This window comes from Streptomyces sp. NPDC002032 (assembly GCF_042890765.1).
Taxonomy (GTDB): domain Bacteria; phylum Actinomycetota; class Actinomycetes; order Streptomycetales; family Streptomycetaceae; genus Streptomyces.
In genome coordinates this window covers 1-20,724 of record NZ_JBIASM010000010.1, presented here as the reverse complement: position 1 = coordinate 20,724, position 20,724 = coordinate 1, and the positions used below count along the sequence as shown (strand labels likewise).

The following is a 20,724-nucleotide window of genomic DNA, read 5'->3' as shown; positions in this document are numbered from 1 at the left end:
GCGGTGGGTCAGGAGATCCCGAACTTCTTGCCCAGCAGGTCGAACATCTCGTCGTCCGAGGCGGTCTCCATGACCTGTGCGGCGGCGGCCTTGACGGCGGGTTCGCCGCCGCCCTGCCAGCCCGCGACGAGGTTCTGCATCCGCACCAGGAAGCGGGTGCGGTGCGGGTCGTCGGGGTCGAGGCGGCCCAGCGCCGACTCGATGCGGTCCCACTCCTCCAGCGCGGCCAGGTCCTCGTCGGCCGTCTCCGGCGGCGCGACGAGGGTGAAGAGGTGGTCGGCGAGCCGGGTGGCGGTGGGGTGGTCGAAGGCCAGCGAGACGGGCAGGTGCAGACCGGTGGTGACGCCGAGCCGGTTGCGCAGCTCCACGGCGGTGACCGAGTCGAATCCCATGTCGCGGAAGGCCCGCTTGACGTCGACGGCCTCGGGTCCGGGGTAGCCGAGGACGCCGGCGACGTGTCCGCGCACCAGGTCCAGCAGGGCGTCCTGCTGTTCGGCCGGGGTCAGACCGGCGAGCCGGCGCTCCAGGGCCGGGCCGTCGTCGGCGCCGTCGCGCCGCGCGCTCTCGGCGAGCGCCCGTACCTCGGGCACCTCCGACAGCAGCGGGCTGGGCCGGGTCGCGGTGAACGCGACGTAGAAGCGTTCCCAGACGATGTCGGCGATGACGGTGGACGCCTCGCCCCGGTCGACCGCGGCCTGCATGGCCGCGGTGGCCAGGGCGGGCTCCATCTCGCGCAGCCCGTGCCGGCTTAGGATCTCGCCGAAGGCCCCGTCGGCCATGCCGCCACCGCCCCAGGCGCCCCAGGCCACGGAGGTGGCGGGCAGGCCGCGGTCGCGGCGAGCCTGCGCGAGGGCGTCCAGGAAGGCGTTGGCGGGGGCGTAGTTGCCCTGGCCGGGGGTGCCGACCGTACCGCCGAAGGAGGAGAACAGCACGAAGGCGTCCAGGTCCAGGCCGGCGGTGAGTTCGTGCAGGTTGAGTGCGGTGGTGGCCTTGGCGCGCAGGGCCCGGTCGAGCCGTTCGGTGCCGAGCGCGTCGATCACCCCGTCGTCGAGGACGGCGGCGGTGTGCACGACGGCCGTGAGCGGTTCGTCGAGCCCGGCCAGCAGGCCGGCCAGCTGCTCGCGGTCGGAGGCGTCGCAGGCGGCGACGGTGACGCGGACCCCGGTGGCGCGCAGCTCCTCGGCGAGTGCGGTGGCCCCGGGGGCCCGCTCGCCGCGCCGGCTGACGAGCAGCAGGTGTTCGGCGCCGTTCCCGGCGAGCCAGCGGGCGACCTGCCCGCCCAGCGCGCCGGTGCCGCCGGTGATGAGCACGCTGCCGCGCGGGGTCCAGGGCCGGGCGCCGGAGCCGGCGCGGCCCGGGGCGCGGGTGAGGCGGCGTACGAACGCTCCGGCGGGGCGCAGCGCGATCTGGTCCTCGTCGCCCGCGGCGGCCAGCACGGTGGCGAGCCGGGCCCGCACGCGCTCGTCGCAGTCGGCGGGCAGGTCGATCAGGCCGCCCCAGCGCTCGGTGTGTTCCAGTGCCGCGACCCGGCCCAGACCCCACACCAGGGCGTGCTCGGGGGTGTCGAGGGTGTCGCTGCGGCCCACGGAGACCGCGCCCCGGGTGGCGCACCACAGCGGTGCGGTGACCGCGGCGGCGCCCAGGGCGCGCAGCAGGGCGACGGTGGTGGCGAAGCCGGTGGGGACGGCGGTGTGGTCGGGGTGCGGGTCGGTGTCCAGCGCCAGCAGGGACAGGACGCCCCCGATCGCGGGGGCGGCGGCGGCCGCGTCGCGCAGCCGTCCGGCGAGGACCCCGTCGGCGAGGTCGGCCGTGCCGACGGTGATCCGTACGACGTCCGCGCCGTGTTCGGCGAGGGCGGTGGCGCAGGCCTCCACCTCGGGGCGCCCGGCGGCGCCGGCCGGGACGGCCAGCAGCCAGGTGCCGGACAGGGCGGGCACGCCGGCGCCGGTGAGCGGCTGCCAGCCGACCCGGTAGTTCCAGGAGTCCACGGTGGAGCGGCTGTGGTGCTGGCGGCGGTAGTGGGACAGCAGCGGCAGCAGTCCGGCCAGCTGGGCCTGCTGGGTGTCGTCGTCCGCGGCGAGGGTGCCGACGAGGGCCTGGAGGTCCTCGCGTTCGACGGCGTCCCAGAACGCGGCGTCGACGGCGGAGGCGCCGGGCATCCGTGCGGCCCTTCCGTCACCGCCGTTCACCACGTCCTCGATCCAGTAGCGGCGCCGCTGGAAGGCGTACGTGGGCAGGTCGACGCGGCGCGCCCCGGTCCCGGCGAAGACGTCCTCCCAGGCGACGTCGAGGCCGTGGGCGTGGGCTTCGGCGAGCGAGGTGACGAAGCGCGGCAGACCGCCCTCGTCGTGGCGCAGGGTGGCGACGGCGACGGCCTCGCTCTGCCGGGCCTCGAAGGTCTCGGTCATGCCGATGAGGAGCACCGGGTGCGGGCTGACCTCGATGAAGACGCGGTGCCCGGCGATGAGGGCGGTGGCGACGGCCGGCTCGAAGAGCACGGGGTTGCGCAGATTGCGGTACCAGTAGGCGCCGTCCATGCCGGTGGTGTCGAGGAGTTCCCCGGTCACCGAGGAGTAGACGGGCAGCCGGGCGGGCCGCGGGGTGAGCCCGTCGAGCAGTCCGGCCAGCTCCGCCTCGATGTTCTCGACGTAGGTGGAGTGGGAGGCGTAGTCGACCGCGACGCGGCGCACGCGCACGCCCTCCTCGCGCAGCGTCCGGACGAGTTCGTCGCAGGCGGCGGTCTCGCCGGAGACCACGGTGAGGGTGGGGCCGTTGACGACGGCGACGGCCAGCCGGCCGTCCCAGGGGGCGATGCGGGCGGCGGCGTCCTCGGCGGACAGGGCGACGGCGACCATGCCGCCGAGCCCGGACAGGGCGTTGATGGCCCGGCTGCGCAGGGCGACGACCTTGGCGGCGTCCTCCAGGGACAGCGCGCCGGCCACGCAGGCGGCGGCGATCTCGCCCTGGGAGTGGCCGATGACGGCGCTGGGGGCGACGCCGGCGGACTCCCAGACGGCGGTCAGCGCGACCATCACCGCGAACAGCACGGGCTGGACGACGTCGACCCGTTCCAGGGGCTCGCCGGAGCGCAGCACCTCGGTCAGCGACCAGTCGACGTACGGTTCGAGGGCCTTCTCGCAGTCGGCGATCCGCTCGGCGAACACCGGCGAGGAGTCGAGGAGTTCGACGGCCATGCCGTCCCACTGGGAGCCCTGGCCGGGGTAGACGAAGACGGGTCCGGCGCCGGACTTGGCGGCGGCGGCGCGGACGACGTCGCCGCTGTTCTCGCCGCGGGCGAGCGCGCTCAGGCCGGCGACCATGGCGTCGCGGTCGGGGCCGACGACGACGGCGCGGTGCTCGAAGGCGGCCCGGGTGGTGGCCAGCGAGTAGGCGATGTCGGCGGAGTCGACCTCGGGGTGGGCGGCGGCGAAGGAGCGCAGCCGTTCGGCCTGGCCGCGCAGCGCCTGTTCGGTGCGGCCGGTGACGACCCACGGCAGGACGGGTCCGGCGGCCAGGCCGGTGCCCTCGCCCGCGGCGGGGACGGTCTCGTCCTCGTACTGCTCGGCGTGCTCCAGGATGACGTGGGAGTTGGTTCCGCTGACGCCGAAGGAGGAGACGCCGGCGCGGCGCGGGTGGTCCAGCTCGGGCCAGTCGCGGCCCTCGGTGAGCAGGGCGACCGCCCCGGCGTTCCAGTCGACCAGCGGGTTGGGTTCGCGTACGTGCAGGGTGGGCGGCATCACGCCGTGGCGCAGCGACATGACGACCTTGATCAGGCCCGCCATGCCGGCGGCGCACTGGGTGTGGCCGATGTTGGACTTCACGGAGCCGATGTACAGGGGCTGGTCGGCCGGCCGGTCCTGTCCGTAGGTGTTGATCAGCGCCTGCGCCTCGATGGGGTCACCGAGGGTGGTGCCGGTGCCGTGCGCCTCGACGAGGTCGACCTGCTGGGCGGAGAGGCGGGCGTCGGCCAGCGCCTGCTGGATCACGCGCTGCTGGGCGGGGCCGTTGGGGGCGGTCAGGCCGTTGCTGGCGCCGTCCTGGTTGATGGCCGAGCCGCGCAGTACGGCGAGGACGGGCCGGCCGGCCCGGCGGGCGTCGGAGAGGCGCTCCACCAGCAGCATGCCCAGGCCCTCGCCCCAGCCGGTGCCGTCGGCGTCGGCGGAGAAGGCCTTGCAGCGGCCGTTGGTGGACAGCCCGCGCTGGCGGGAGAACTCGGTGAAGGCGCCCGGGTTGGCCATGATGGTGGCCGCGCCGACCAGCGCCATCGAGCATTCGCCCTTGCGCAGCGCCTGCGCCGCCATGTGCAGGGCGACCAGCGAGGACGAGCAGGCGGTGTCGATGGTGAGGGCCGGGCCGTTGAAGCCGTAGGTGTAGGCGATGCGGCCGGAGGCCACGCTCGGGGTGTTGCCGATGCCCAGGTAGAGCTCGGTGCCCTCCGGCGGGTGGATGACGGTGCCGCCGTAGCCCTGGAAGGTGGTGCCGACGTAGACGCCGGTCTGGCTGCCGCGCAGCGACGCCGGGTCGATGCCGGCCCGCTCGAAGACCTCCCAGGAGGCCTCCAGCAGCAGCCGCTGCTGGGGGTCCATGGCGAGGGCCTCGCGGGGGGAGATCCCGAAGAACTCCGGGTCGAAGTCGGCGATGTCGTAGATGAACCCGCCTTCGAGGGAGTAGTCGCGGTCGGGGTCCTCGGGCGCCTGGAAGAAGACGCCCTCGAAGTTCCAGCCGCGGTCCTCGGGGAACGGCGACAGGGCGTCGACGCCGCCGGTGACGAGGTCCCACAGGGCTTCGGGCGAGTCGAGGCCGCCGGGGAACCGGCAGGCCATCGCGGTGATGGCGAGCGGCTCCTGCTCCCGGCTCTCCACCGAGCGCAGCCGCCCCCGTGTCTCCTGCAGTTCGGCCGTCACGCGCTTGAGGAAGTGACGGAGCTTGTTGTTGTCGTCTTCGGTGGTCATGGTGTGCCTCACCCCTCCCGGGCGATTGCGTTCGGACGGAGCACCGGTGATCAGGAGATCCCGAACTCGTCGGTGATGAAGGCGAAGATCTCGTCGTCGGTGGCGGACTCCAGGTCGCGGGCGTCGTCCTGCTCCGCCGTCGCGTGCCCGGGGTGGCCCCACTTCGCCAGTACGTCGTTCAGTCGCATGCCGATGCGCAGCCGGTCGGCCTCGTCGGCCGGCACGGGCCCCAGCAGGGCCTCCAGCCGGTCGATCTCCGCCAGCAGCGGGGCGATGCCCGCCGGTTCGCCGGGGACGATCTCGGCGTGCAGGTACGCGGTCAGTTCGGTGGGTGTCGGGTAGTCGAACACCAGCGTCGCGGGCAGCCGTACGCCGGTCGTGGCCGCCAGCCGGTTGCGCAGGTCGACGGCGGTCAGCGAGTCGAACCCGAGCTCCTTGAAGGAGGATTCGGCGCTCACCGCCTCGGCGGAGTCGTGGCCGAGGACCACGGCCGCCTGACGGCGCACCAGGTCCAGGACGGCCCGTACCCGGTCGGGTTCGGACAGGGCGGCCAGGCGCTGCGCGAAGTCGGCGCCGGCGTCGCCGGCCGCGGCCTCGGCCGCGCGCCGCACCGGGGTGCGGACCAGCTTGCGCAGCAGTGGCGGCAGGGCGCCGGCCCCGGCCTGGACGCGCAGCGCGGCGGTGTCCAGGCGGACGGGCAGCAGTTCCGGCTCGCCGGTGGCGAGCGCCAGGTCGAACAGGGCCAGGCCGGTCTCGTCGCTCAGACCGCTGATGCCGCCGCTCTGCATGCGCCGCCGGTCGGCCTCGTCGAGGTGCCCGGTCATGCCGCTGGCCTGCGCCCAGAAGCCCCATGCCAGCGAGGTGGCGGGGAGGCCCTGGCCCCGGCGGCGCCGGGCGAGGGCGTCGAGGAAGGCGTTGGCGGCCGCGTAGTTGGCCTGTCCGGAGCCGCCGAGCACGCCGGTGGCGGAGGAGAACAGCACGAACGCGGCGAGATCGTGGTCACGGGTGAGTTCGTGCAGGTGGACGGCCGCGTCGGCCTTGGGCCGCAGGACGGCGGCCAGCCGGTCCGGGGTCAGGGACTCCAGGACGCCGTCGTCGAGGACGCCGGCCGCGTGGACCACACCGGTCAGCGGGCGCGGCACACGGGCGAGGAGCTGTGCCAGCGCGTCGCGGTCGGCGGTGTCGCAGGCGGCGACGGTGACGTCGGCGCCCGCGGCGGCCAGTTCGGCCCGCAGTGCGTCGGCGCCCGCCGCGGCGGGGCCGCTGCGGCTGACGAGCAGCAGGTGGCGCACGCCGTGTGCGGTGACCAGGTGGCGGGCGAGCAGGCCGCCCAGTACGCCGGTCCCACCGGTGATCAGGACGGTGCCGTCGGGGTCGAAGGCCGGGGCGGCCGCCCCTTCGGCGGGTGCGTCCGCCCGGACCAGCCGCGGCACGGTGACGTTTCCGGCGCGGACCGCGAGCTGCGGTTCGCCGGTGGCCAGGGCGGCGGGCAGGGCCCGCCAGGAGGCATCGGCGCCGTCGACGTCGGCCAGGACGAACCGGCCGGGCGCCTCGGACTGTGCGGAGCGCATCAGGCCCCACACCGCCGCGGCGGCCGGGTCCGCGGCGGCCCCGTCGGCGGTCGCGCCGACGGTGACCACGGCGAGCGGGGCCCGGCCGGCCCCGTCGGCGGCCAGCCACCGCTGTACGTCGGCCAGGGCGCGGCGGGTCGCGGTGTGGGCCCGCTCCGCGAGGTAGGCGTCGGCGGCGGGAGCGGCGGCGTCGGCGCCGGTGTCCTCGGGGGTTCCGGCGGCCAGCAGCACCAGGTCGGGTGCGGAGGCACCGGCCGCGAGGGCGGCGGTCAGCTCGGCGAGATCGGCGTACCGGGCGGCCCGCACCCCGGCCTCGGCGAGCGCGTCGGCGAGCGGCCCGGGGCCGGCCACGGCGAGCCGCTGGACGGCCGGGGCGGCGCCGGCGGGCGCGTCGGCCCACTCCACCCGGTAGAGGGAGTCGCCGTGGGCCCGTCCGGCGTTGCGCAGTTGCTCGGGAGCGACCGGCAGCATCGTCAGGGACTCCACCGTGGCCACCGGGGCGCCGGTGGCGTCGGCCACCGCGAAGGCGATGCCGTTGCGGCCGGTGTGCGAGAGCCGGACGCGCAGGGCGCCGGCGCCCGCGGCGTGCAGGGTGACGCCCCGCCAGGCGAACGGCAGCCGCGGCTTGCCCTGGTCCTCGTCGGCGACGGCGCCGTCGAGGAAGGTGCCGAGGCCCATGGCCTGGAGGGCGGAGTCGAGCAGACCGGGGTGGACGCCGAACGCGGCGGCGTCGGCGCGCGCCTCGGCGGGCAGCTCCACCTCGGCGAAGATCTCCTCGCCGAGCTGCCAGGCGGCCCGGAGCCCCTGGAAGGAGGGCCCGTAGCCGAAGCCCTGCCGGGCGGCCTCCTCGTAGACGCCGTCGAGCGGCAGCTCCCGGGCGCCGCGCGGCGGCCAGACCGCCAGGTCGGCCGGGCGGTCCTGGCCGGTCCCGGCGGGGGCCAGCACGCCGGTGGCGTGGCGGCTCCACTCGGCGTCGGGGTCACCGGCGGGCCGCGAGTGCACCGCGAGCGTCCGGCGGCCGGTGCCGTCCGCGGCGCCGACGGCGACCTGGATCTGCCGCCCGCCCAGCTCCGGGAGCAGCAGCGGTGCCTGGAGGGTGAGTTCCTCGACCCGGCCGCAGCCGACCTGGTCACCGGCCCGCACCGCGAGCTCCACGAACGCGGTGCCGGGGAAGATGACCGTGCCGACGACGGCGTGGTCCCCCAGCCAGGGGTGCGAGTCGACGGACAGCCGGCCGGTGAACAGGAAGCCGTCCGTCTCCGCCAGCTCCACGCCGGCGCCCAGCAGCGGGTGCTCGGCCGACCCGAGTCCGGCGGACCCGATGTCGCCGATGGTGCGGCGCGGCACCTCCAGCCAGTAGCGGCGGCGCTGGAAGGCGTACGTCGGCAGGTCGACGCGCTGGGCGCCGGTACCGGCGAAGACGGCCGTCCAGTCGACGTCCGCGCCGTTCACCCACGCCTCGGCGAGGGAGGTGAGCACCCGGCGGGGCCCGCCTTCGTCGCGGCGGAGCGTGCCGAGCGCGACCGCGTCCATCTCGGCGAGGCCGACGGCGAGGACGGGGTGCGGGCTGGTCTCGATGAACAGCCGGTGGCCGTCGGCGACGGCGGCGTTGACGGCGTCCTCGAAGAGGACGGTGTTGCGCAGATTGCGGTACCAGTACCCGCCGTCGAGCCCGGTGGTGTCCAGCACCTCACCGGTGAGCGTCGAATACATGGGGATCGCCGAAGCCTGCGGGTCCAGCCCGGCGAGGAGCTCGGCCAGTTCGGCTTCGAGCTTCTCCACGTGGACGCAGTGGGAGGCATACTCCACGGCCACCCGGCGGGCCCGGATTCCGTCCGCTTCCAGGACGGTGACCAGCTCCGCGCAGGCATCCGCGTCACCCGAGACCACCGTGGAGGCGGGACCGTTGACGGCGGCCACGGCCAGCCGGCCCTCGAAGGACGCGGCGATCCGCTCGGCCGCGTCGGCGGCGGACAGACTCACCGACACCATGCCGCCCAGACCCGCGATGGCGTCGATGGCCCGGCTCCGCAGGGCCACCACCTTCGCCGCGTCATCGAGGGACAGGGCCCCGGCCACACAGGCGGCGGCGATCTCACCCTGCGAGTGGCCGATGACGGCCGACGGCCGGACCCCGTACGAGATCCACACCTCCGCCAGCGCCACCATCACCGCGAACAGCACCGGCTGGACCACGTCCACCCGCTCCAGCGGGTCGTCCGAACGCAGCACCTCCGTCAGCGACCAGTCCACGTACGGTTCGAGGGCCTTCTCACACTCCGCGATCCGCGCCGCGAACACCGGCGAGGAATCGAGGAGTTCGACGGCCATCCCGACCCACTGCGAACCCTGCCCCGGGAACACGAACACCGGACCGGACCCACCGGCGCCCGCGAAGCCGCGGACGATGCCGGGGGCCTCGCGGCCCTCGGCCAGGGCCGTGAGCGCTCCGGCCGGGTCGGCGCCCAGGACCACCGCGCGGTGCTCCATGACGGCGCGGGCCGTCGCCAGCGAGAGGCCGACGTCGACGGTTTCCGGGGCGGCGCGCTCCGCGAGGTGGGCGGCGAGCCGCTCGGCCTGGGCCTGGACCGCCGCCTCGGACTTGCCCGAGAGCACCCAGGGGGTGACGGCGAGCGGGGTGCGGGCGGCGGGGGTCGCGGCGGCGTCGGGGGCCTGCTCCAGCACCACGTGGGCGTTGGTGCCGCTGATGCCGAAGGAGGACACGCCGGCCCGGCGCGGACGGCCCGTCTCGGGCCACTCCCGCTCCTCGGTCAGCAGTTCCACCGCGCCCGCCGACCAGTCCACGTGCGGCGAAGGCTCGTCCACGTGCAGCGTCTTGGGCAGCACACCGTGCTGGAGGGCGAGGACCATCTTCATCACGCCGGCGACGCCCGCGGCGGCCTGGGCGTGGCCGATGTTCGACTTCAGCGAACCGAGCCACAGCGGCTCGTCGCCGAAACGTTCCTGCCCGTACGTGGCCAGCAGCGCCTGCGCCTCGATCGGGTCGCCCAGCGTCGTACCGGTGCCGTGCGCCTCCACCACGTCCACCTCGGCGGCGGACAGCCCGCCGTTGGCGAGGGCCTGGCGGATCACCCGCTGCTGAGACGGCCCGTTCGGGGCGGTCAGGCCGTTGCTCGCGCCGTCCTGGTTGACGGCCGTACCCCGCACGACGGCCAGGACCGGGTGTCCGTTGCGTTCGGCGTCCGAGAGCCGCTCCACCAGGAGCATGCCGACGCCCTCGGACCAGCCCGTACCGTCGGCGGCGCCCGCGAAGGCCTTGCAGCGGCCGTCGGCGGCGAAGCCGCCCTGACCGCTCAGGCCGACGAAGCCGGCCGGGGTGGCCATGACCATGACGCCGCCGGCGAGGGCCATCGAGCATTCGCCGTTGCGCAGGGACTGCGCCGCGAGGTGCAGGGCGACCAGGGACGAGGAGCAGGCGGTGTCGACGGTGACGGCCGGGCCCTCGAAGCCGAAGGTGTAGGAGACGCGGCCGGAGACCACGCTGGCGGTGGTGCCGGTCAGGAAGTAGCCCTCGATGCCCTCGGGGGCCTGCTGGAGCAGGGCAGCGTAGTCCTGGCCGCTGGAGCCGGCGAAGACGCCGGTGCGGCTGCCGCGCAGCGTGCCCGGGTCGATGCCGGCCCGCTCGAACGCCTCCCAGGAGGTCTCCAGCAGCAGTCGCTGCTGGGGGTCCATCGCGGTCGCCTCGCGCGGCGAGATCCCGAAGAAGGCCGGGTCGAAGGCGCCGGGGTCGTCGATGAAGCCGCCCTGGATCGCCTCGCGTCCGGCTCCGTCGCCGTCCTGGTGGGGCAGGGCGGTGGCGTGCCAGCCGCGGTCGTCGGGGACGGCGGAGACGGCGTCGCCGCCTTCGGTCACCAGGCGCCACAGCTGTTCGGGCGTGGTGACGCCGCCGGGCAGCCGGCAGGCCATGCCGACGATCGCGATGGGCTCGTCGTCGGCCGGGGTCACCGTCGCCACCGTGCGTCCGGCGGCGGGTTCCCGGCCGAGCAGGAGCTCGGCCAGGTGGTCGGCGAGGACCTGCGGGGTCGGGTAGTCGAAGATCAGCGTCGCGGACAGGGCCAGCCCGGTGAGGGCCTTGAGGCCGTTGCGCATCTCGACGGCGGTCAGCGAGTCGAAGCCGAGGTCGTTGAAGGCGCGCTGGGCCTCGATGCCGTCGGGGCCGGCGTGGCCGAGGACGGCGGCGGCCTGGGTGCGCACCAGGTCGAGCAGCCGGCGCCGGCGGTCCGGCTCCGGGAGTCCGGCCAGCTGCGCGGCGAGCGCGTTGCCGTCGCCGGCCGCGGACGCGGCGCTGCGCCGGGCCGGGACCCGGACCAGGCCGCGCAGCAGGGCGGGGATCCGGGTGGCGGACTGGGCGCGGAAGGCGGCCAGGTCGAGGCGGGCGGGCATCAGGTGCGCGTCCGGCAGGGCGACGGCCGTGTCGAACAGGCCGAGGGCCTCGTCGCTGTCCATGGCGGCGACACCGGTGCGGCCGATGCGCTCCAGGTGGGCGTCGTCCAGCTTGCCGGCCAGGCCGCTGCGTTCGGCCCACAGGCCCCAGGCGAGCGAGGTCGCGGGCAGGCCGAGGGCCCGCCGGTGCTGGGCGAGGGAGTCCAGGAAGGCGTTGGCGGCGGCGTAGTTGCCCTGGCCGGGTCCGCCGAAGGCGGCGGCGACGGAGGAGAACAGCACGAAGGCGGTCAGGTCCTCGCCCCGGGTCAGTTCGTGCAGGTTGACGGCCGCGTCCGCCTTGGGACGCAGGACCGCGTCGACGCGGTCGGGCGTCAGCGCGGAGATCACGCCGTCGTCCGAGACGCCGGCGGCGTGGACGACGGCGGTCAGCGGGTGCCCGTCCGGGATCCCGGCGAGGACGGCGGCCAGCGCGTCGCGGTCGGCCGCGTCGCAGGCGGCGAACGTGACGGTGGCGCCGAGGGCGGTGAGCTCCGCGTGCAGAGCGGCGGCGCCGGGGGCGTCCTGGCCGCGGCGGCTGAGCAGCAGCAGGTGGCGCACCCCGCGCGCGGTGACCAGGTGGCGGGCGAGGAGCTGCCCGAGGGTGCCGGTGGCGCCGGTGAGCAGGACGGTGCCCTGCGGGTCGTACGCCGCCGGGGCGGCCTGCGGAGCCTCCGCTGCGGTGCCGGGTCCGGCGGCGGCTCCGGTGCCGGGTCCGGCGTCCGCCGAGGTGGCGAAGCGGGCCAGGCGCGGTACGTGGCCCTGCCCGGCGCGCAGCGCCAGCTGGGGTTCGCCGGTGGCGAGGGCGGCCGGCAGGGCGCGGGCCGACTCCTCGGTGGCGTCGAGGTCGACGAGGACGAAGCGGTCGGGGTGCTCCGACTGCGCCGAGCGGACCAGACCCCAGACGGGGGCGGCGGCCAGCCCGGCGGCGGTGTCGCCGGGGCGGGCGGCGACCGCGTCGCGGGTCAGCAGGATCAGCCGCGCGCCGTCGAAGCGGGTGTCCTCGGCCCACTGCTGGGCCAGGAGCAGCGCGCGGTGGGCGTGGACGTGCGCGGCCGCGGCGGTGCCTTCGGCGCCGGCCGGCGGAAGGGGGGCCACCAGGACCGTCCCGGGTACGGGGGCGCCGCCGTCGACGGCCGCGCCGAGCGCGGCCAGGTCGGCGTACTCGGTGAGGCCGGCGGGGAGCACGTCCGGGTCGCGCAGGGCGGTCAGGAACTCCGGGGCGGCGGCGCCGATCAGGGCCCACGGGCCCGGCGCGGTGACGGGCGGGGCGGCGGGCGCACCGGTCCACTCGACGCGGTACAGCGCCTCGTGGTGACCGGCGCCCGCGCCGGCCAGCTGCTCGGCCGCGACCGGCCGCAGCACCATGGACTCCACGGTGGCGACGGGCAGGCCCGCGCCGTCGGCGAGGAAGACGCTGACGCCGTCACGGCCGGCGGGGGTGATCCGTACCCGCAGCGCACGGGCGCCGGAGGCGTGCAGCGCGACGCCGTTCCACACGAACGGCAGACGGCCGCGGCCGGGGCCCATGGCACCGTCGGCGTCCTGGAACGCCATGGCGTGCATAGCCGCGTCGAAGAGGGCCGGGTGCAGCCCGAAGAGGGCGGCGTCGGCCTCGTGGCCGTCGGGGAAACCGGCCTCGGCGAAGATCTCCTCGCCGCGCCGCCACACGGCGCGCAGCCCCTGGAACTGGGGCCCGTAGTCATAGCTCTGGGCGGCGAGGGCGGCGTAGAAGCCGTCGGTGTCGAGCGGTTCGGCGCCGGCCGGCGGCCACTGGGCGAGTTCCGCCCAGACCGGCTCGGTCCGCGGTGCGGGCCCGGCCGCGGGGGCCAGGGTGCCGCTGGCGTTCCGGGTCCAGGGGGCGTCGGGGTCGTCGCCGTCGGCGCGGGAGTGCACGGCGAGCGGGCGGTGTCCGTGGGCGTCGGCGGCGCCGACGGAGACCTGGAGCTGGACCCCGCCCCACACGGGCAGGACCAGCGGGGCTTCCAGGGTCAGTTCCTCGACCCGGGAGCAGCCGCTCTGGTCGCCGGCGCGGACCGCGAGGTCCACGAAGGCGGTGCCGGGCACGAGGACGGTGTCCAGGACGGCGTGGTCGGCGAGCCAGGAGTGGGTCTGGAGGGAGAGCCGGCCGGTGAAGAGGAAGCCGTCGCCGTCGGCGAGGCTCACGGCCGCGCCCAGCAGCGGGTGTTCGGCGGGGCGCAGTCCGGCGGCACTGACGTCCCCGGTCTGCGGCAGCCAGCGCGAGGGCCAGTGCCGCTGCTGCTGGAAGGCGTACGTGGGCAGGTCGATCCGGCGCGCACCGGTCCCGGCGAAGAGGGCGGCCCAGTCGGGGGCAGAGCCGTGGACGTGGGCGGTGGCCAGCCCGGTGAGCAGGGACGGCGCCTCCGGGCGCCCACCCCGCTGGAGGGGGATGAACACGGCGTCGGCGGCGTCATCGGCGGCGGCGGCGGTGTCGGCGCCCATGGCGGACAGCACGGCGTCGGGGCCGAGTTCGACGAAGCGGGTGACGCCGGCCCGGTGCAGGGTGGCGATGCCGTCCGCGAAGCGCACGGCCTCGCGCACGTGCCGCACCCAGTAGGCGGGGTCGCGCAGCTCATGGGCGGTGGCGGTGCGCCCGGTGACGTCGGAGACGACCGGGATGACCGGGGCGTGGTAGGTGAGACCCTCGGCGACCTGCCGGAACTCCTCCAGCATGGGGTCCATGAGCGGGGAGTGGAAGGCGTGGCTGACGGTGAGCCGCTTGGTCTTCACCCCACGCCCGGCCAGCACCTCCGCGATCTCACCCACGGCCTCGGCCGCACCGGAAATCACCACGGACGCAGGCCCGTTGACGGCTGCGATGCTCACGTCCTCGTACGAGGCGACCAGCTCGGCCACCTCTGCCTCGGCGGCCCGCACCGACACCATGGCCCCGCCCTCGGGCAGCGCCTGCATCAGCCGGCCACGCGCCACGACCAGCCGGGCCGCGTCCTCCAGCGAGAACACCCCGGCCACATGCGCCGCAGCGATCTCACCGATGGAATGACCCAGCAGGTAGTCGGGCTTCACACCCCAGCCCTCGACCAGCCGGTACAGGGCCACCTCCAGCGCGAACAGCGCCGGCTGGGTGAACTCCGTACGGTCCAGCTCGGCGGAGTCCTCCGCGAACATCACCGCGCGCAGCGAACGCCCCAACTCCGCATCCACGACCGCGCACACCGCGTCGAGGGCCTCCGCGAACCCGGGGAACGCCTCGTACAGCTCCCGGCCCATGCCGGCCCGCTGCGCGCCCTGGCCGGTGAAGAGGAAGGCGGTGGGGCCGGTGGTGGTGGCGCCGGTGATCAGACCGGGGGCCGCTTCGCCTGCCGCCAGCGCGTCGAGCGCGGCCAGCAGGCCGTCCGCGTCGGTGCCGAGGGCGACGGCCCGGTGCTCCAGCGCGGCGCGTCCGGTCGCAAGCGAGTAGCCGGTGTCGGCGGGGGCCGGCTCGCCGTGGGCGCGCAGGTGCGCGGCGAGGCGGGCGGCCTGCGCGCGCAGGGCGGCCGCGGTCTTGCCGGAGACCGGCCACGGGACCAGCGGCAGCGGTGCCGTGGGCGTCGGGCCGTCGGCCGGCGCCGGGGCGGGGGCGGGAAGGGGAGCGGGCGGCTCTTCCACGATGACGTGGGCGTTGGTGCCGCTGATGCCGAAGGAGGAGACGCCGGCCCGGCGCGGGCGCTCGCCCCGCGGCCACGGACGGGCCTCGGTGAGCAGTTCCACCGCGCCGGCGGACCAGTCGATGTGCGGGGTCGGCTCGTCGACGTGGAGGGTCTTGGGCAGCACCTCGTGGTGCATCGCCTGGACCATCTTGATGACGCCGCCGACACCGGCGGCGGCCTGGCTGTGGCCGATGTTGGACTTCAGGGAACCCAGCCACAGCGGCCGGCCGGCGGGCCGGTCCTGGCCGTAGGCGGAGATCAGGGCGTGCGCCTCGATCGGGTCGCCGAGGGTGGTGCCGGTGCCGTGCGCCTCGACCGCGTCGACCTGCGCCGCGGTGAGGCCCGCGTTGTCGAGGGCCTGCTGGATGACGCGCTGCTGGGAGGGGCCGTTGGGGGCGGTGAGGCCGTTGCTCGCGCCGTCCTGGTTGACGGCGGAGCCGCGGAGGACGGCGAGGACGGGGTGGCCGTTCTTGCGGGCGTCGGACAGCCGCTCCAGGAGCAGCATGCCGACGCCCTCCGCCCAGCCCGTGCCGTCGGCGGCGGCCGCGAACGCCTTGCAGCGGCCGTCGAGGGCGAGGCCGCGCTGGCGGGAGAACTCGACGAACATGCCGGGGGCGGACATCACGGTGGAGCCGCCGGCCAGCGCGAGGGTGCACTCGCCGGCCCGCAGCGCCTGCGCCGCGAGGTGCAGCGCTACCAGGGACGAGGAACAGGCCGTGTCCAGGGTGACCGCGGGGCCCTCCAGGCCGAGCGCGTACGAGACGCGCCCGGAGACCACGCTGGCCGCGGTGCCCGTGAGGTAATAGCCCTCCACGGGCTCCGCCGAACGCTGGAGGAGCGTCGAGTAGTCCTGGCCGGTGCTGCCGGCGAAGACGCCGGTGCGGCTGCCGCGCAGCGACGCCGGGTCGATGCCGGCCCGCTCGAAGGCCTCCCAGGAGGTCTCCAGCAGCAGCCGCTGCTGGGGGTCCATGGCGAGTGCCTCGCGCGGGGATATCCCGAACAGGGTCTCGTCGAAGTCGGCGACGTCCCGCAGGAAGCCGCCCTCGCGGACGTAGGAGGTGCCGGGCTGGTCGGGGTCCTCGGCGTAGAGCCGCTCGACGTCCCAGCCACGGTCGTCGGGGAACGCCCCGACGGCGTCCGTGCCCGAGGCGACCAGCCGCCACAGGTCTTCCGGGCTGCGCACGCCGCCGGGGTAGCGGCAGCTCATGGCGACGATCGCCACGGGCTCCTGCTCACCGGCCTCGACCTCGCGCAGGCGCTGGCGGGTCTGGTGGAGATCAGCCGTCACCCGCTTGAGGTAATCGAGGATCTTCTGGTCGTCCGTCATGATCGGCTGTCCCCTTTGCGCAAGATGTACGCGTCCATCAGGTCCATCAGGAAGTTCCGAGCTCGTTGTCGATGAAGGCGAGGACCTCGGCCGCCGAGGCGGCCTGGAGCTGCTCGGCGACACCCGCCGCCGCCTCCGTGGGCTCCGGTTCGTCGTCCAGGGCCGACAGGAGGCCCTGCATCCTGGCCCTGAGCTGGGCGCGGGCGCGCTTGTCAGCGGTCAGGTCGGCGAACGCGGCCTCCAGCCGGTCGAGTTCGGCCAGCGCGGACACCGGGGCCGCGAGGCCTTCCTCGACGAGCTGGGCCCGCAGGTGCGCGGCCAGGTCGGCGGGGGTCGGGTGGTCGAAGGCGACCGACACGGGCAGCCGCAGTCCGGTGGCGGCGCCGAGCCGGTTGCGCAGTTCCACCGCGGTCAGTGACTGGAACCCGATCTCCCGGAACGGCTGGTGCTCCTCGACCTCCTCCACCGACTCGTGTCCCAGGACCGCCGCCGCCGTACGGCGGACCAGGTCCAGCAGGCGCAGGGCCCGTTCGGTCCCGGTGAGTGCGGCGAGTTCGGCGCGAAGTGCGGAACCGTCCCCTGGTTCACTTTCGTCCATCGCGTTCGCATTCGACTCGGGCGGCTCTTGTCGAGCCGTCCGCGCCGGACCCGCGAGGGGTTCGTCCAGCCAGTAGCGGCGGCGCTGGAAGGCGTACGTCGGCAGGTCGACGCGCTGGGCGCCGGTGCCGGCGAAGACGGCCGTCCAGTCGACGGTGACGCCCCCCACCCAGGCTTCGGCGAGGGAGGTGAGCAGGCGGGCCGGGCCGCCTTCGTCGCGGCGCAGCGTGCCGACCGCGACGGCGTCCATTTCGGCGAGGCCGACGGCGAGGACGGGGTGCGGGCTGGACTCCACGAAGAGCCGGTGCCCGTCGGCGAGCGCCGCCTTCACGGCCTGCTCGAACAGGACGGGATTGCGCAGGTTGCGGTACCAGTAGCCGCCGTCCAGCCCGGTGGTGTCCAGCAGCCCGCCCGTGAGGGTCGAGTACATCGGGATGCGGGATGCCCTCGGGTCCAGTCCGCCGAGGAGCTCGGCCAGTTCGGCCTCCAGCTTCTCCACGTGGACGCAGTGGGAGGCGTACTCCACCGCCACGCGGCGGGCCCGGACGCCCTCGGCCTCCAGGGCGGTGACCAGCTCGGCGCAGGCGTCCGCGTCACCGGAGACCACCGTGGAGGACGGGCCGTTGACGGCCGCGACCGCCAGCCGGTCCCCGAAGGAGGCGGCGATCCGCTCGGCCGCGTCGGCGGCGGACAGGCTCACGGAGACCATGCCGCCCAGACCCGCGATGGCGTCGATGGCCCGGCTCCGCAGGGCGACGACCTTCGCGGCGTCCTCCAGGGAGAGGGCCCCGGCCACACAGGCGGCGGCGATCTCACCCTGCGAGTGCCCGATGACGGCAGCGGGCCGGACCCCGTAGGAGATCCACACCTCGGCCAGCGCCACCATCACCGCGAACAGCACCGGCTGGACCACGTCCACCCGCTCCAGCGGATCGTCCGAACGCAGCACCTCCGTCAGCGACCAGTCCACATACGGGGCCAGCGCCTTCTCACACTCCGCGATCCGCGCCGCGAACACCGGTGAGGAATCGAGGAGTTCCACCGCCATGCCGATCCACTGGGTGCCCTGGCCCGGGAAGACCAGGACGGGGTTGCCCGAGCCGGCCGCGGCCGCGTGGCCGCGGACCACGCCGGGGGCCTCGCGGCCCTCGGCCAGGGCGGCGAGCGCTCCGGCCGGGTCGGCGCCCAGCACCACCGCGCGGTGTTCGAAGGTGGCGCGGCCGGTGGTCAGGGAGAAGCCGATGTCGGCCGGTCGTGCGCCGGGCCGCCGCGCCAGGTGGGCGGCGAGCCGTTCCGCCTGAGCGCGCAGGGCCGCGCGGGACTTGCCGGAGAGCGTCCAGGGCACTGCGGGCAGCGTCCTGCCGCCCTCGTCCGGCACGGACGGCCGGGGCTCGTCCTCGGGCGCCTCGTCCTCGGGCGCCTGCTCCACGATGACGTGGGCGTTGGTGCCGCTGACGCCGAAGGAGGAGACGCCGGCCCGGCGCGGACGGCCGGTCTGCGGCCACTCCCGCTCCTCGGTCAGCAGTTCCACCGCGCCCGCCGACCAGTCCACCATCGGGGAGGGCTCGTCCACGTGCAGCGTCTTGGGCAGGACGCCGTGCTGGAGGGCGAGCACCGTCTTGATGACGCCGCCCACGCCGGCCGCGGCCTGCATGTGCCCGATGTTCGACTTCACGGAGCCGAGCAGCAGCGGCCGGCCGGCGGGCCGGCCCTGGCCGTAAGTGGCCAGGAGGGCCTGGGCCTCGATCGGGTCGCCGAGCGTCGTACCGGTGCCGTGCGCCTCGACGGCGTCGACCTCGGTCGCGTCCAGGCCCGCACCGGCGAGCGCGGCACGGATGACGCGCTGCTGGGAGGGGCCGTTGGGGGCGGTGAGGCCGTTGCTGGCACCGTCCTGGTTGACGGCGGAGCCGCGGACGACCGCCAGGACCGGATGGCCGTTCCTGCGGGCGTCGGAGAGGCGTTCGACGAGGAGCATGCCCGCGCCCTCGGCCCAGCCGGTGCCGTCCGCACCGGCCGCGAAGGCCTTGCACCGGCCGTCGGGGGCGAGGCCGCGCTGGCGGGCGAACTCGGTGAAGATGCCGGGCTGCGCCATGACGGTCACACCGCCGGCCAGGGCCGCGGTGCACTCCCCGTTGCGGATCGCCTGCACCGCCAGGTGCAGCGCGACCAGCGCGGAGGAGCAGGCGGTGTCGACGGTGACCGCGGGGCCTTCGAGGCCGAAGGTGTAGGAGACGCGGCCGGAGACGACGCTGGTGGCGCTGCCGGTGAGCAGGTGGCCCTCCACGCCCTCGGGCAGGCGCATGCCGGACCCGTAGGAGGAGGAGGCGGTGCCGACGAAGACGCCGGTACGGCTGCCGCGCAGCGTGCCCGGGTCGATGCCCGCGCGCTCGACGGCCTCCCAGGAGGTTTCCAGCAGCAGCCGCTGCTGGGGGTCCATGGCGAGGGCCTCGCGCGGCGAGATCCCGAAGAACCGCGCGTCGAACTCGCCCGCCCCGGTGAGGAAGCCGCCCCCCTTCGCGTACGTCGTGCCGACGCCGTCCGGGTCGGGGTCGTAGAGGCGCTCCAGGTCCCATCCGCGGTCGTCCGGGAGTTCGCCGACGGCGTCGCGGCCCTCGGCCAGCATGTCCCACAGCTGTTCGGGGGTGGAGACTCCGCCGGGCAGCCGGCAGGCCATGCCGACGATGACGACCGGGTCGTCCTCGGGGGCGGCTGCCGCCGCCGGGTGCCGTTCGGCGGCTTCGGGCGCGTCCTGCCCGGCGAAGAGCTCGGCGCGCAGGTGGTCGGCGAGCGCCACGGGTGTCGGGTAGTCGAAGATCAGCGTGGCCGGCAGGCGCAGGCCGGTGGCCGCGTTCATCCGGTTGCGCAGTTCGACGGCGGTCAGCGAGTCGAAGCCGATCTCCTTGAACGCCTTGGTGGGCTGGACGTCTTCCGCGGTGGCGTGGCCGAGGACGGCCGCGACCTGGTCGGCGACGAGCGCCACGAGGAGCCGGTCGCGTTCGGCGGCGGGCAGCGCGGCCAGCCGCTGCTGGAAGGCGGAGCCGCTCTCCTGGGGCGCGGCCGTGACGGCCCGCCGGGAGGGCGTGCGCACCAGCTTGCGGAAGACCGGCGGTACGCCGCCGGCGGCCGCCTGGGCGCGCAGCGCGGCGGTGTCGACGGCGACGGGCACCACGGCGGCGTCACCGGCGGCGCGGCCCGCGTCGAACAGGGCCAGGCCCCGGTCTGGGGCGAGCGGGGCGACGCCGGAGCGGGCGATGCGCCCGGCCGTGTCGTCGGCGAGCGTGCCGAGCATGCCGCCGCCGCTGGTGTCCCAGGGTCCCCAGACGAAGGACTGGGCGGGCAGGCCGTGGGCCTGGCGGTGGGCGGCGAGGGCGTCGAGGAAGGCGTTGGCGGCGGCGTAGTTGCCCTGGCCGGGGGCGCCGAAGACGCCCGCGACGGAGGAGAACAGGACGAAGGCCGACAGGTCGCTGTCGCGGGTCAGCTCGTGCAGGTTCCAGGCCGCGTCGGCCTTGGGGCGCAGCACGGCGGCGAGCCGTTTGGGCGTGAGCGCGGACAGGATGCCGTCGTCGAGGATGCCTGCGGCGTGCAGGACGCCGGTCAGCGGACGGTCCGCCGGGATCCCGGCCAGCACCCCCGCCAACGCCTCACGGTCAGCCGCGTCACACGCGACCACCGAAACCGACTCAGCCCCCAGCTCCTCCAGCTCCGCGACCAGAGCGGCCACACCCGGAGCATCCCCGCCCCGCCGGCTCAGCAACAGCAGATGCCGCACCCCCTGCCCCACCAGATGCCGGGCCACCAGACCGCCCAACGCACCCGTACCACCCGTCACCAACACCGTCCCGGCAGCCTCCAACGGAGCCGGAAGCGTCAACACCACCTTCCCCACATGACGGGCCTGACTCAGATGACGGAACGCCTCACCCGCCCGCCGCACATCCCACGACACCACCGGCAACGGCTCCAGCACACCCGCCGCGAACAGCCCCAGAACCTCACCCAGAAGCTCACCAATACGCTCCGGACCCGCATCGATCAGATCGAACGACCGATACACCACCCCCGGATGATCCACCGCAACCCGCACCGGATCCCGCAGATCCGCCTTGCCCATCTCGACGAAACGCCCACCGCGCGGCAACAGCCGCAACGACGCATCCACGAACTCG

The 20,724-nt window shown here is 75.4% G+C and carries 3 protein-coding genes; all 3 read right to left on the bottom strand.

Features of this window, described 5'->3' with window-relative positions:
• Positions 1-8: 8 nt before the first annotated feature.
• A complete protein-coding gene (locus ACFYYT_RS22805; protein ID WP_351817014.1) occupies positions 9-4,952 on the bottom strand; it encodes a type I polyketide synthase in 4,944 nt (1,647 codons plus the stop codon).
• Between the two features lie 50 nt (positions 4,953-5,002).
• Positions 5,003-15,964, bottom strand: a complete 10,962-nt coding sequence (locus ACFYYT_RS22800; protein WP_388609203.1) for a type I polyketide synthase — start codon at positions 15,962-15,964, stop codon at positions 5,003-5,005.
• 43 nt (positions 15,965-16,007) lie between these two features.
• Positions 16,008-20,724, bottom strand: a 4,717-nt coding sequence (locus tag ACFYYT_RS22795) for an SDR family NAD(P)-dependent oxidoreductase (RefSeq protein WP_351817019.1), incomplete at its 5' end; no start/stop codon positions are given.

Coding starts and splice junctions, on each gene's coding strand:
- ACFYYT_RS22805 (WP_351817014.1), bottom strand. CDS start 4,952: ATGACCACCGAAGACGACAACAACAAGCTCCGTCACTTCCTCAAGCGC.